This window comes from Candidatus Poriferisodalis sp. (genome assembly GCF_965214215.1).
Taxonomy (GTDB): Bacteria; Actinomycetota; Acidimicrobiia; order Acidimicrobiales; family Poriferisodalaceae; genus Poriferisodalis.
In genome coordinates, this window is sequence record NZ_CBDCBD010000001.1 from 1 (window position 1) to 13584 (window position 13584).

General features: G+C 66.0%; 13 protein-coding genes and 1 tRNA gene. 10 read left to right on the forward strand and 4 right to left on the reverse strand.

Annotated elements, in window-relative coordinates; genetic code table 11:
- The coding region (locus ACOOF5_RS00005; protein ID WP_420435342.1) for a hypothetical protein at window positions 1–259 on the reverse strand (259 nt) is incomplete at its 3' end.
- A 100-nt stretch (window positions 260–359) separates the two neighbouring features.
- Between ACOOF5_RS00005 and ACOOF5_RS00010 the strand changes: the two genes are divergently transcribed.
- Both ACOOF5_RS00010 and ACOOF5_RS00015 read left to right on the forward strand, forming a co-directional pair.
- Window positions 360–863 (forward strand): hypothetical protein, encoded by a 504-nt coding sequence (locus ACOOF5_RS00010; protein WP_420435344.1) that lies wholly within the window; start codon window positions 360–362, stop codon window positions 861–863.
- Window positions 864–935: 72 nt separating this feature from the next.
- A tRNA-Leu gene (locus tag ACOOF5_RS00015) sits at window positions 936–1021 on the forward strand.
- A gap of 190 nt (window positions 1022–1211) precedes the next feature.
- Here ACOOF5_RS00015 and ACOOF5_RS00020 read toward each other — a convergent pair.
- Window positions 1212–2261 carry a ketopantoate reductase family protein gene (locus tag ACOOF5_RS00020; protein WP_420435346.1) on the reverse strand — a complete coding sequence of 350 codons (1050 nt, stop codon included), beginning with the start codon at window positions 2259–2261 and terminating at the stop codon, window positions 1212–1214.
- Between the two features lie 173 nt (window positions 2262–2434).
- Between ACOOF5_RS00020 and ACOOF5_RS00025 the strand changes: the two genes are divergently transcribed.
- The 8 genes from ACOOF5_RS00025 to ppk2 all read left to right on the forward strand — a co-directional run bounded on the left by ACOOF5_RS00025 (window position 2435) and on the right by ppk2 (window position 10733).
- A complete protein-coding gene (locus ACOOF5_RS00025; RefSeq protein WP_420435348.1) occupies window positions 2435–3703 on the forward strand; it encodes a cytochrome P450 in 1269 nt (422 codons plus the stop codon).
- Between the two features lie 143 nt (window positions 3704–3846).
- On the forward strand, window positions 3847–5148 hold the full coding sequence (locus tag ACOOF5_RS00030; protein WP_420435350.1) for an inositol-3-phosphate synthase: 1302 nt from the start codon (window positions 3847–3849) through the stop codon (window positions 5146–5148).
- A 147-nt stretch (window positions 5149–5295) separates the two neighbouring features.
- Window positions 5296–5946 (forward strand): hypothetical protein, encoded by a 651-nt coding sequence (locus tag ACOOF5_RS00035; RefSeq protein ID WP_420435352.1) that lies wholly within the window; start codon window positions 5296–5298, stop codon window positions 5944–5946.
- Window positions 5947–6131: 185 nt separating this feature from the next.
- Window positions 6132–6620 carry a SixA phosphatase family protein gene (locus ACOOF5_RS00040; RefSeq protein WP_420435354.1) on the forward strand — a complete coding sequence of 163 codons (489 nt, stop codon included), beginning with the start codon at window positions 6132–6134 and terminating at the stop codon, window positions 6618–6620.
- Window positions 6617–7825: an aminomethyltransferase family protein gene (locus ACOOF5_RS00045; RefSeq protein ID WP_420435356.1), complete on the forward strand. Its 1209-nt coding sequence runs from the start codon at window positions 6617–6619 to the stop codon at window positions 7823–7825. Before ACOOF5_RS00040 ends, ACOOF5_RS00045 begins: the two co-directional genes overlap by 4 nt.
- Entirely contained in the window at window positions 7825–8805 is a 981-nt protein-coding gene (locus tag ACOOF5_RS00050; protein WP_420435358.1) for an ornithine cyclodeaminase family protein, read from the forward strand. Before ACOOF5_RS00045 ends, ACOOF5_RS00050 begins: the two co-directional genes overlap by 1 nt.
- 56 nt (window positions 8806–8861) lie before the next feature.
- Window positions 8862–9761: a DMT family transporter gene (locus ACOOF5_RS00055; protein ID WP_420435360.1), complete on the forward strand. Its 900-nt coding sequence runs from the start codon at window positions 8862–8864 to the stop codon at window positions 9759–9761.
- Between the two features lie 75 nt (window positions 9762–9836).
- Entirely contained in the window at window positions 9837–10733 is an 897-nt protein-coding gene (ppk2, locus tag ACOOF5_RS00060; RefSeq protein WP_420435362.1) for a polyphosphate kinase 2, read from the forward strand.
- 165 nt (window positions 10734–10898) lie between these two features.
- On the opposite strand, the gene ACOOF5_RS00065 is transcribed toward ppk2, so the two are convergent.
- Together ACOOF5_RS00065 and ACOOF5_RS00070 are read right to left on the reverse strand one after the other, a co-directional pair.
- Window positions 10899–12542: a SulP family inorganic anion transporter gene (locus ACOOF5_RS00065; protein WP_420435364.1), complete on the reverse strand. Its 1644-nt coding sequence runs from the start codon at window positions 12540–12542 to the stop codon at window positions 10899–10901.
- Window positions 12543–12776: 234 nt separating this feature from the next.
- Complete coding sequence (locus tag ACOOF5_RS00070) at window positions 12777–13520, reverse strand: SDR family NAD(P)-dependent oxidoreductase (RefSeq protein ID WP_420435366.1); 744 nt, start codon at window positions 13518–13520, stop codon at window positions 12777–12779.
- Window positions 13521–13584: the final 64 nt, after the last annotated feature.

Genomic DNA, 13584 nt, shown 5'->3' on the forward strand with positions numbered 1-13584 from the left:
ATGCGAAGGGAGACTCCGCTTCGGCCCGGTGCCGAGCTTGGCAGCCGAAGACGCCTGCCAGGTCTCGCTTGCGCACCCACAATCCGCGGCTGTCGATGTCGCGAGCTGCGTCGACCAGTTCGGCCAGTGCAGATTCGGCCCGGTTTCGCAATTCGGCAGCGAAATCGCCGGGGTAGGAGGGGCGTTCGGGACCGGGCGTGCGGATTGCGTCGAGCGTGACCTGCTGGGCGGGGAGCAGTGCAGGGGCGGTGTTGTCCATCTCGATCCATTGTGGCCCTCGCCACGGCGATGCGGCACGCATCCAACTCGCGACCCGGCGTCGCCCGTTTGATGTGACACCCCCCGGTGATGCTTGGCACATGCCAGCAACACCCCGCACCCATCCGCCCGCACCGCTCCGGCTGGTCGATGCCTCGCCGGCCCGCCGCCGGTCACACCGCTCCGGCAACGCTTCGACCCGCGTCCAACGAAGTGTCGACGATCCTGGTCTCGACCTGTCGGGTCGGTTCGTCCTGACGGTGCGAGCGCTCGCAATGGCGGCTCGTTCGCTGGGCCTCAGGGCTCCGAGCTTTCAGAGCCCGCCTCGTTCCCATGAGCTTGACCGTGCTATTGGGCGCACACCGTCTGGCGACTGCGTCGTGGCGGTGCGCGTGCGCGGACGCCCCTTCGGCGCCGTCGTGGCCGATGCCATCGAGGGCATCGTGGTCTGCAACGAGCTGAGCGCCGCTGCCGCCGGGCCCGCGCGCGACGAACTGTGGCGAGAAGTCGAGTCTGCCCGGCTGAGCCACGGCGAACGGCGGCCTCAAGCGGGTGCCCTAGATTTGGTGTCCGGCGAACCGTGGCGCGATGCCGAGGCTGCCTGAGCGACTCGGCATGGTGATTGAGTCGTGCAACGAGCATGATGGGCGGCGCGGACAAAGCGGTCGCGCTGGCCGGCCCGGGTGGCGGAACTGGTAGACGCAGAGGGCTTAAACCCCTCGGCTCCTGCGGGAGCGTGCGGGTTCGAATCCCGCCCCGGGCACCGGCTACGCATGTGCCACGTGGCAATTCGCTCCCGAGTCGCTCGGAGCAGCGAGTAGTCTCGGGTGCAGAGGCCAGCCTCCCCGAGCTTGGCAGACGTACCGCAAGAGGCGTCACACGGTGGGCTGGCGCTGTCGCGACACTAGGACCAGCCGCCTGAAGCCTGAGGTGGAATTTCTTGGCGGCGGGAATCAGCGCCCAGCGGCGGCGCGCAGCGATGCCACGGTCTCAGTACCCGGTCCCAGGCGGCGGGCGGCGGCGTCCTGGCACAGCTCGTTCAGCGTCTGGTTCAGCGGCGTGGCGATGCCGAACTTCTCCCCGAGCTCGCATATGCGACCGTTGAAGTGCTCCACTTCGACGGTGGGACGCCGGAAGTACAGGTCCTGCCAGGTGGATGGGTAGCTGTGCATCACCGGGTCTGCATCACCGCGGGGCTCGCGTTCGCCGGGCTTGCGCATGCGCTCGATCCACTCGCGCAAGTCCCGGCCGTCGTCCATGACCGGCGAGATCCCAGCCGCATCCAGCACATCGGCTGCTTCTTCCTGCAGATCGGCCATGAAGAAACGGGTTTCTTCGGCGCTGAACCACTCCTGCACGGGCAGGTCAATCAGTGCTGAGAACGCGTTCGTGAGGTTCAGCACCAGCTTTCCCCACTTGGCGACAGCAACCTCGGCATCGACCGAAGCGCGCATGTCGGCGGCGACGAGGTCGTCCGCCACGGCCGCGCACAGCTCGTCGGCGCCGGTGGGCCAGCAGCCGATCTGAGCCCGGCGAGCACCGGTGTGGGTGACCACGCCGGGTTCGTCGATGCGAGCGCCGATCCGCACCATCACGCCGTACGCGCGAAAGCCCCGTGCGATCAGCCATTCCTCGTTGCTGACGCTGTTCTGGAAGCAGAACAGCGGCACGTTTCGGTACAGGTCCCGATGCTGTTCGATCGCCTCGAAGGTGTGCTGTGTCTTCATGGCCAACAGCACCACGGTTCGCTCATCCAGATCCAGTTCGTGCGCAGTACGCACGGCCGGCAGCTCGAAGTGGCCCTCGGTGTATCCAGAAATGCGCAGCCCGTCACGCTGCAGAGCTTCCAGATGCTCTCCGCGCGCGACAAGTGCGACCTGCCGTCCTGCCTGGGCGAGCCGGGCGCCGAGCACGCAGCCGATAGCCCCGGCGCCGTGAACGACGTAGTTCAGTTCGGAATTGTCCGCGGCCGAATCGAGATCAGGGGCACAGTCGGTCTTCACGGCGCTACATCGTGCCAGACGGCCCGGTCCTGAGTCCGCAGGCGCGCAAGGCACGCGCCGTTCCGGCTGTGCTCTGGGCGCGCAGGCGTTTCGGTGTGGCCATGTAAGAGGGCGGGATTTGCGGAGGGCACGGCCGGTGTCAGCGGCTGCTGGAGCGGCGCTACCGTGCGGCAATGCGCGAGTGGAACACCGACCTGCCGAATCTGATGGAGCCGTGGTTTTGGACACAATCGGCGGACGAAATCGACTCGGTGATCGCCCGGTACCACGCTGAAGCGCCGCTGGACTGGTTCGAGGAGCCGTACTTCTCCGAGTGGGTCGCTCCCAGTCCCGGCTATTGGTGTGTCACCCGTCACGAGGACATCGCCACCGTCTCGCGCAACGCCGACGTGTTCAGTTCAGCGCGTGGCATCACGCTGGGCGACAACCCGCCCGAGTTCACCGAGTTCTTCAGCTCCATGATCGCCATGGACGACCCCCGCCACGCCCGGCTGCGCCGCATCGTCGCCAAAGGCTTCACGCCCAAGATGCTCGAGCAGCTCGACGGCGGCATCCGCGACGGAGCGCGCGAGATTGTCAACTCGATCTGCGAGCAGGGCAAATGCGAATTCGTGTGGGACGTGGCGGCTGCTCTGCCGCTGCGCATTGTGTGCGACCTCATGGGCATCCCTGGCTCTGAGTACAGGTTCGTGTTCGACCGCACCAACATCATCCTGGGAATCTCCGACCCCGACTTTCAGCCGCCCGACGGCGACCTCGCCACGGCGTTGCTGCAAGCGGGCGCCGAACTAGCCGAGCTGATGAAGGATGTCGCCGCCTCGAAGAGAGGCGGCGACGGCAACGACCTCACCAGCATCCTCGTCAACGCAGAACTCGAAGACGACCGGCTGAGCGAATCCGACCTGGCGAGCTTCTTCATCCTGCTGGTGGTGGCAGGCAACGAGACCACCCGCAACTCCACCGCCTGGGCGCTGAAGTTCCTCACCGACAACCCCGATCAACGCGCCATCTGGATGGCCGACTTCGACGCCGTCGCGCCTACCGCTGTCGAGGAGATCGTCCGCGTTGCGAGCCCGGTGGGTTACATGCGCCGCACGGTGACCAGAGACTTCGAGTGCGGTGGGCGTCAGATGCGTGAAGGCGACAAGGTGGCGATGTTCTACATCGCTGCGAACCGCGACCCAGCGGTGTTCGACGATCCGTTCCGCTTCGACGTGCTGCGCGACCCCAACCCGCAGTACGGCTTCGGCGGCCCAGGCCCGCACTACTGCTTGGGCGCCCACTTGGCACGCCGTCAGATCACCACCATGTACCGCGAGATCTTCGAGCGACTGCCCGACATCGTGGCGGTCGGAGAACCCGATCTGCTGCAGGCATCGTTCATCCACGGCGTCAAGCGTCTCGACGCAGAATTCACGCCCGCCGCCCCGCTGCCCGCCTGAGCCTCGCCGCTGCTTCGCGAAACTCTGTGCAGGAATGCCGTCTGGGGCGGCACATCTGCGCAGATAATGCCCAGGGAACACAGGCCACTGGTGGTGAGGCTGGTGCTGGGGTACCTCGTCCTTCGCGCCGTAGCGTTCTCGCCATGAACCAACCGCAGATCGCGCCCGCCACTGGCAAGCTCGGCGTGCTGACGCCCGGCATGGGGGCGGTGGCTACCACGTTCATTGCGGGTGTCCTCGCTGCACGCGCCGGGCTGGCGGCGCCTATTGGCTCAGTCAGCCAGATGGCCCACATCCGTCTCGGCGGCCGGGCCGACGGCCGCAATCCGCTGATCCGCGACTTCGTGCCGCTCGCCGAGCTCGACGATCTCGTCTTCGGCGGCTGGGACCCCATCACCCCCAACGCGCTCGAAGGCGCCCGCACCGCAGGGGTGCTGGAAGAACGTGACCTCGGCGTGATCTCGCGTGAGCTGGAAGGCATCGTGGCGATGGACGCCGTGTTCGACCCCCGCTGGGTGAGCCGGCTGGAAGGCACCCGCACGAAACCTCCGATGGGCAAGCTGGAAGCGGCCCAGGCGCTGATGGATGACATCGAGCGTTTCCGCGCCGAGAACGAATGCGATCGGCTGGTGATGGTGTGGTGCGGTTCGACAGAGGCCTACCAGGAGCCCGCCGAGGTGCACGCCACGGTCGAGGCGTTCGAAGCGGGGCTCGCCGACGACGACGACAACATCTCGCCGAGCCAGCTCTACGCCTACGCAGCACTCATGAGCGACGTGCCGTTCGCCAACGGCGCGCCGAATCTGGCGGTCGACATTCCGGTGATGACCGAGCTGGCGCAGCGTCGTGGCGTCCCCATCGCCGGCAAGGACTTCAAGACCGGCCAGACGCTCATGAAGACGTTGGTGGCGCCGGGACTCAAGGCCCGGATGCTGGGCCTGCGCGGCTGGTATTCCACCAACATCTTGGGCAACCGTGACGGCGAAGTGCTCGACGATCCGGAGAACTTCAAGACCAAGGAGACGTCCAAGCTGGGCGTCCTCGACACGATCCTGCAGCCCGAGACCTACCCCGATCTCTACGGCGAGATCGATCACGTGGTGCGCATCAACTACTACCCGCCCCGCGGCGACAACAAGGAGGGCTGGGACAACATCGACATCTTCGGATGGCTCGGTTACCCGATGCAGATCAAGATCGACTTTCTGTGCCGCGATTCGATTCTGGCGGCACCGATCGTGCTCGACTTGGCGCTGTTCTTGGACCTCGCGCAGCGTGCCGGCCACGGTGGCGTGCAGGAGTGGCTGTCGTTCTACCTCAAGGCCCCCCAGTCGGCCGATCCTGCCGGACCCGAGCACGACCTGTTCATCCAGCAGACAAAGCTGAAGAACACTCTGCGTGAGTGGATGGGCGAGGAGCCCGTCACCCACTCCGAAGCCGGCTGAGCGGGGCACATCAGCGCTCCTCGGCTTGGTGGTCACTGCGGCCGAGCGCGCATTCTCATGTCGCCTTCAGGTTGATCTCAGGGAGCGTTCAGGTTCGCCTGCCATCGTTCGAGTCGTTGCACATCCCCTTCCGAAAGGAGCGACGGCATGACCGAGCTAAGCGAAGACAACGAGCATTCGCCGACATCGAGGCACAAGCCTGCTCGCAACCGCCTGACGGCGCTACTGGTGGCAGCGCTGGTGGCGGCGACAGCGATGGTCGCGTTCGGTGTGGGCACCGCGAGCGCCCAGACGACCGGCGACAACGGTGACGCCTACCAACAGCAGACCGATGACAGCACCGATGGTTCTGCTGACGGTGACGGCGCCGACGACTCCGACGATGACGGAACCTGCGATCGCGACGGCGCCCACCGCGGCGGCAAGCATTGGCGGGCAGGCATGAGCGACACGCTGACCGAGACGCTCGGCATCGACGCCGAGACCTTGCGCAACAAGCTGAAGGCCGGCTCGACGCTGGCCGACGTCGCGGCGTCTCAAGGCGTCGCTGTCTCCGAAGTGGTCGACGCACTCGTCGCCGCCATCAGCGAGCGTCTAGCTGAGAACGACCGTGAGATCGATACCGACGAGCTGACCGCCAAGGTCACCTCCTTCGTTAATGGCGAAAAGCCGGAGCGTCTCGAGGGCGAGGACGGCCGTCGCGGCCGACGCGGCGGGCATCTCGGCGGCAAGATCGGCTGGGGCGGCCACGCACACACAGGCACCGCCGGAACGTCCACTTCGACAACGGCTGCATAGATCCGCCGCGCCGCAAGCGGCAGCCTCCCGAAGCGGGCCGGTTCCCTCTCCACCGGCCCGCTTCGGCGCGCCCGGATGCCCGCAGCGCCCCACTACTGCTGCGGGCGCATTCCCGCAGTCACGGCTCGACTTCAGCAGTCGCCAAGTGTCACCGGACACCTCCGCGCGGCTCTAGCGTTTGCCGCGTGCTGTATCTCATCCGTCACGCTTCCGCCGGCGATCGGCGCGCGTGGCAGGGCGACGACAGCGCCCGGCCGCTTGACCCCACCGGCCACGCCCAAGCCGAGGTCATCGCAGCCACGCTCGTCTCGGCGCAGATCCAGTACCTGCTCTCAAGTCCCAGCGTCCGCTGCATCCAGACGATCGAACCCCTTGCAGCAAAGCTCGGTCTCGACATTGAACTGTCTGCCGAGCTTGCCGAAGGCGCCGATGGCTGGCGAAGCGAGGCCCTCGTGGAGCGGCTGTGCGGCGAGGCGGGCGACAGCGTGCTGTGCAGCCACGGCGACGTCATTCCCGAGGTGCTCTGGCGTCTCGCCTGCCGTGGCATCGATGTGAATCCGACACGCTGCAAGAAGGCGTCGATCTGGGAACTGCATGTCGCCGACGGCGCCGTCAGCCATGGCGTCTACCGGTCTCCTCGCAGTTTCGGGGCTCGTGTGGAGGATCTGATGTGAGGACCAGCCGGCACTACTACGTCGAGTCGTTCGACACGATCTCGTTGGCGCCCTACCGGATCAGCCGGTCGCCGTTCGCGCACCGCTACACCACCGATCAGACCGTCCACGCGGTGTACTGCAACCGGCTGTACCCCATGAAGTCGAGCCCCGACGAGGACCCCATCCCGGCTTACTGGAAGCTGCGCCGCGGCGTCATGCTGTACGACGTCCCCGAGAAGCCCTTGGCGATCGAGGGTCCCGACGCGGTCGAGCTGCTTGAGCGCGTTCTCGTGTGCCGGGTCGCCGATCTGGGCATCGGCCGCTGCCGCTACGGGCTCGCATGCGACGATGACGGTTCGATCCTGATGGACGGAGTGCTGATGCGCCTCGCCTCCGACCGCTTTTGGTACGTCATCGCCAACGGCGAGTTCTTGAGCTGGTTGGGCGCCCTCGCTGTTGGGCTTGAGGTCAACGTCTTCGACCCCCATTCACGTGTGCTGCAGATCCAAGGGCCGAAGTCGCTCGACGTGCTGGATGCAGCGATCGGTGGCGGGCTTACCACCGACTTCCGGTACTTCCGCGCCGGCTTCTTCGAGGTCTGCGGCCAGACGCTGTGGGTGTCCCGAACCGGCTGGACGGGCGAAATCGGCATCGAGATCTACACCAACAGCGGGCCTGAGCCCACCGACTACGACGCTCTGTGGGACGGCCTGTTCGCCTGCGGCGAACCGCTCGGCATGGAGTTCAGCACCGGCGCCTCCATGGGGATTCGGCGTATCGAAGCCGGAATCCTCGACAACGGCAGCGACATCGAACGGGACCTGACGCCCTACGGTGCCGGTCTGGGCCAATTCGTCCGGCTCGACAAAGACGACTTCATCGGCAAGGCGGCGCTGGAGCGGGCCGACCGCAGCCAGTTGCTGTTCGGCCTCGTGTGCCCCACAGCGATGCCGGAGCCCCAGATGGGCGTCAGCTATAAGAACCGGCACGTCGGGCACGTGACCATCGGGACCTGGTCGCCCACGCTGGACGTAGGCGTCGGCTACGTGCGCTTCGACGAACCGCTCGGCGGTGACGACTGGTTCGCCAAGTCGGTGTCTGTGCACGACTACGACGGCACGCCGCACCCGGCGACGGTCGACACCCTGCCGTTCGTCGACAAAGACAAGCAGCTGCCGCGCGTCGTTTGGCATGGCCGAGGCCCTGTTCCAGGATCTGGGTGATGCTGAAGCTCGACGCGGCGGCGGTGCGAGAGGCCACGCCGTGGGATGAGCTGATGGCTGCCATCGCCGAATTGCTCGGCGAAGACACCGCACACGTGCCACAACGAGAGATCCACGACGTCGGCCTGCCCGATGGCGGCACCGGTTCGCTGCTGGTCATGCCCGCCTGGATCGACCGCCAGCTTCTCGGGGTGAAGGCCGTGACCTACTACCCCTCCAATGCAGGCACCGACGTGCCGACCATCAACGCCGGGTACCTGCTGTTCGACGGCCAGACCGGGCAGCTCAGCGCAGTGCTCGACGGCGACGAGCTCACGCTGCGGCGCACCGCAGCCGTCTCGGCGCTCGCGGCCGACCGCCTCGCCCGGTCCGACGCCCGTCGCCTGCTCGTGGTCGGCACCGGCAATCTCGCACCGAACCTGGCGCTCGCTCACGCCGCCGTTCGGGACTTCGAAGTTGTCGAGGTGTGGGGCCGCAACCCGCGGCGGTCCGCCGCCACGGCACAACAACTCGCGGACCGCGATCTGCCGGCACAGCCAGCCGCATCGCTGGACGACGCCGTCGAGCGTGCCGACGTCATCTCTTGCGGTACTGGCTCCACCAGCCCACTGGTGCGGGGAGACCTCCTTGCGCCCGGAACCCACATCGATCTGGTGGGATCCTTTCGGGCCGACATGCGAGAGACCGACGATGCGGGCGTCATGGCGGCGACACTGTTCGTCGACACCCTTGACGGTGCTGTCGGGGCGGGAGACTTGGCACAGCCGCTCGACGCTGGGGTCATCTCGACCAGCGATATCGCCGCTGACCTGGCGTCACTCGTCGCCGGCCGCCATCAGGGCCGCACAACCGACGACGAGATCACCCTGTTTAAATCGGTCGGGTTTGCACTGTCAGACTTGGCTGCGGCCAGGCTCGTACACCGTCGCATTTCCACGGGCGCGCTGAAGGCACATGATCCGGGCACTGCGGCCTCGTGACCACGTCTTGGGCCGCAGTTGCGGTGGAATGACGTGAGACCCTGCACTTGCACCACATGCTCTGGAATCCGACGCTCGTGATGGCCCGACACGGCAGCCGACGCCTTGGCTGGGGCCTCGCGGCCCTCGGCATGCTGCTGGTCTCCACCGATTCGCTGTGGGTGCGCACTTCGGGGGCTGACGCGCTCGACATCGCCTTCATTGTCGGTTTGCTGTCGCTGGTGCTGTACGGCGCGATGGCGATCCGCCGATCCGCAGACTCACTGGCATCTCTTCGCGCCGACAAGAAGCCACTGCTGGCGATCGGCGTGCTCGGCGCGGTCAGCCAGCTCTCCTTTATCTCGGCGATCACACACACCGAGATCCCCAACGTGGTCGCGATCGTGGCATCCGCGCCGGTGCTGGCCGCTGGCTTCGCATGGATCGGCTTGCGCGAGCGGACATCTTCCCGTGTCGCAGTGGGCATTGCGCTCACCGTCGTGGGCATCGGCTTGGTGGTCTCGACGTCGGTGGGCTCGCCGAACTTGCTGGGCGATTTCCTGGCCCTCATCGCCGTGATCTGCTTCGCCGCCAGCACGGTCATCTGGCGCCGCCATCAGGGCATGAGTCGCGTCGTCGGTTTGATCCTGGCCTCTGTTCTGTTGGTGATCCCCACGGCCTTCGTCGCCAATCCGACCTCGCTGGACGCACAGGCGCTTGCCGCGATGCTGGTCATGGGCCTGGTCTGCAACCCGCTTGGCCGCTTGTCCTACAGCTACGCACCCAGGTATGCACCCGCCAGCGAAGTGGCTCTGTTCGCGCCGGTGGAAACCGTGGCCGGCATCTTCTGGGCAGCCGTCTTCCTGAGCGAATATCCCGAGTTCATCGCTGTCGCGGGTGCAGTCGTCGTGATCTTCGGGATGCTGTATGCCACGGTGCTCGACCGCAGAGGCGCAGTGGCGTTCGGCAGCGACTGAGTCGCACGCGCCGGCCAAGCCCTTCTGAGCGCGCGGGTCCTCGCCCTGCGAGCCGCTCGGATACTGTCCGAACCCATGGGGACTACGGCCGCACCGGGAGGCGCTGCGTCGCATCGCGAGACCGGCACTGGGCCTGATGTCAATTCCGCTCACCAGCCTGAGGACGGAGCGCCTGTACGGCCACCGAAGCGCAAGAGTCGCCTGTCTCGTCGTACATACGAGCAGGAACTCAAGCTGCTGCAGCAGGAGTTGGCCCGACTGCAGCGTTGGATCCGCCACCAGGGCCTCAAGGTCGTCGTCATCTTCGAGGGACGGGACGCGGCCGGCAAGGGCAGCACGATCAAGCGCATCACCGAGCGGCTGAACCCACGTGTGGTGCGTGTGGTCGCCCTCGGGACGCCCAGCGACCGTGAGAGGACCCAATGGTGGTTCCAGCGCTACGTGGAGGAGCTGCCTGCGGCTGGCGAGATGGTGCTCTTCGACCGCAGTTGGTACAACCGCGGGCTCGTCGAGCCGGTCATGGGCTTCTGCACCGACGACGAATACGAGGAGTTCCTGCGCTCGTGCCCCGAGTTCGAGCGGATGATCGTGCGCTCGGGCATCGTCCTGATCAAGTACTGGTTCTCGGTCAGCGACGAGGAGCAGGAGCGCCGCTTTCAGAGCCGTATCGCCGATCCCGCACGGCGCTGGAAGCTGTCCCCGATGGATCTCGAAGCCCGAACGCGCTGGGTGGATTTCTCTCGTGCCAAGGACACGCTGTTCGCGCATACCGACATCAAGCAGGCGCCGTGGTTCGTCGTTGAGGCTGACGACAAACGGGCAGCACGGCTCAACTGCATCGCCCACCTGCTGACGCAGATTCCCTACGAAGCCGTTCCGTGGGAGCACGTCGAGCTGCCTGAGCGCAGCCCCTCGGGCGGCTACGTGCGGCCGCCGATGTCAGACCAGACCTTCGTCCCCCAGCTGTACTGACCTGCTAGGGAGATGCGCGGATAGGTGGACCTTCCCGCTGTCGCACCAGTTGTTTCTCGCTGTTGTTCGCAGTCGCTCACGGGCCGCTCGGGCCACGGCGTCGCCTATCGGCTCAGCCTCTAACGGAGGCGTTGAGCAACTCGGTTGCGGGACGTATGCCGGAGGTCAGGACTCCGAGCTGGATTCCATATTGATCTCGAGCAGCCGTGCTGCGATCAACCGGGCTTCGTCAAAGCTCGCTACGAAGTGGTCGCCGGGCACCCGGTGCAGCACGTCCAGTGATTGCAGACTTCCCGAGGGCAGGCTGTCGAGCCCGATCACGATGCACTCGGTGTCGTGTTCCATGGCGGCGTCGATGAGCTGTTCCACCACAAGCGCAGCGCTGTCGTCGATGTAGCTGGTCTCGGAGAAATCGAGGATCACGATCTCGTGCTCCTGGATGTCCTTGCTGATGGCGATCCGCAGCCGGTTCGACGATGCAACGGTGAAGCTGCCACGCATCTTCACCATGCCGACCCGTGCGGTAAACGCATCGAACTGGGTGATGTCGACCCGGTCGCTGTCGGCAAAGAACACAGCGTCGAGCATCGGCACCGACAGAACGCTGTCGAGCTCCAGCCGCTCGAAGCGACGGCTGGCAGCGAGTGCTGCCACGACGATCCCCGCAGCAATGGCCGCGAGCAGGTCGACAAACACGGTCAGGCCCAGCGTCAGCAGCATGACCAGCACGTGCTCTGGCTGCACCCGGTACAGGTGGGTGATCAGTCGCCAGTCGATGAGGCTGAGCCCGAGCCACAGCAAGATGCCTGCCAGCACGCCGTAGGGGACGTTGTCAATGAGGCCGGAGAGCACGACAATCAGCACGAGTGCGATCACGGCGGAGACGGCACCCGCGACACGGGTCTGTGCTCCGGCCCGAATATTCGACTGAGTGGCACCTGGTGAGCCCGCACCCGGCAGGCCGCCGAACATTGCGGCTACCGCATTGCCGATGCCCACGCCCAGCAGTTCACGGTTCGGGTCGTGTTGGTGACCGGTCATCGAATCGGCTGTCAAGGCGCTCAGCAGGCTGCTCAGCGAGCCGATGAGGGCAATGGTCATGGCGGCCGCGACGGCTGTCCAGAAACCGCCGCCTGGCATCTCCATGGCCCAGAAAGACGGTGCCTCCACGACGTCAGCGATTCGCGGCGCTCCGTCAAAGATCCACGCGCCGAGGATGGTTCCGCACACCAGGGCGCCAGCTGCTGAGGGCACGTACTTGCGCCACTTCTTCGGCCACCCGGCACAGATCACGAAGGTGGCGACTGCCACACCGAGTGCGTGGAAGTCCATGTCGCGGGCCGCGTCGTCCCAGTGGCGGATCGAGTCGATCGGATTGCCCAGCACCGGGTCGGCGCCGAAGAACGGCAGCACTTGCAGCAAGACCACCATCACCCCGACACCGCTGACGAAGCCCGAGGTCACCGAGTGGGGCGTGTACTGGAACAGGTTGCCGACCCGCAACAACCCGAGCAGGACTTGGATGATCCCCGCAATGAGGATGATGGTCAGTGCCTCGACCGGTGAATCTGCATACCTGACGAGGACGAAAGACACCGCTAGAGCCACCGGTGCCGTCGCGGTGGAGATCTGCACCCGGGTGCCGCCCGCGACGGCGGCAATGAAGCCGACGGCGACCGCTCCCCACAGACCTGCGATGGGCCCCAGACCTGACACCACGCCGAAGGCAAGCGCCAAGGGCAGCACGACGATCGCCGAGACGATTCCGGCTCGGAGATCCGCACGGAGATTACCGCTGTCGTAGTTCATCTCAGACCTCGCCGCGTGGGATGCACCCGCGGGTCACAGTAGTTCAGCCCCGGGGCCACTCAGCCGATGTGCTTGATTGTTCGGCTGAGCAAGCTCACCCGCTGTGTCCGATGGTTCGGCTGAGCAAGCTCACCCGCTGTGTCCGATGGTTCGGCTGAGCAAGCTCAGCCGCTGTGTCCGATGGTTCGGCTGAGCAAGCTCACCCGCTGTGTCCGATGGTTCGGCTGAGCAAGCTCAGCCGAACATGCCCCCGTCGACGGTGAATTCTTGGCCGGTGCAGTAGCTGCTGGCGTCCGAGGCCAGGAACAGCACCACCCGGCCGACTTCAGCAGGCTCGGCGATGCGTCGCAGCGGCACCTGCCGCAGTACCCGGCGGGTGCGATCGTCGTCCTCGTTGAACACGCTGGTCTGCGCCAGCATCTCGGTGTCGATGTAGCCGGGATGTACCGAGTTGACCCGCACGTTGCGACGGCCGAGTTCTTTCGCAGCCGACTTGGTCATGCCCCGCACCGCCCACTTGCTGGCGCTGTACGCGAACGATCCCATGGTTCCCATAAGGCCCGCGACCGAGCTGATGTTGACGATCGAGCCCGCCTCGGCGTCGGCCATGGCGGCGCCGACCTTCTGCATGCCCAAAAAGACGCCTCGGGCATTGATTGCGAGCATGCGGTCGAAGTCGGCAGCCGACGTGTTCATGAGACCCGCACCTTGGAAGATGCCGGCGTTATTTACAAGAACGTCGATGCGACCGTGGCGATTGACGACATCGGCGACGACCGCTTCCCAATCGGCCTCTGAAGCCACGTCATGGTGCAGGTACTCGCACCCCACTTCGGCGGCAGTTCGTCCGCCCTCGTCGTCGAGCACGTCGGTGAGCACCACCGTCGCTCCCTCGTCTGCAAAGAGCTGGCCCTCGATGGCGCCCTGCCCTCGTGCGCCGCCGGTGATGATCGCAACCCGTCCGTCCAGGACACCCATCTGCTGTCTCCCCATCGCTGTGCTGTTGTACCTATTGACGTGGCCCCGCGTACCGCAAGAGCCG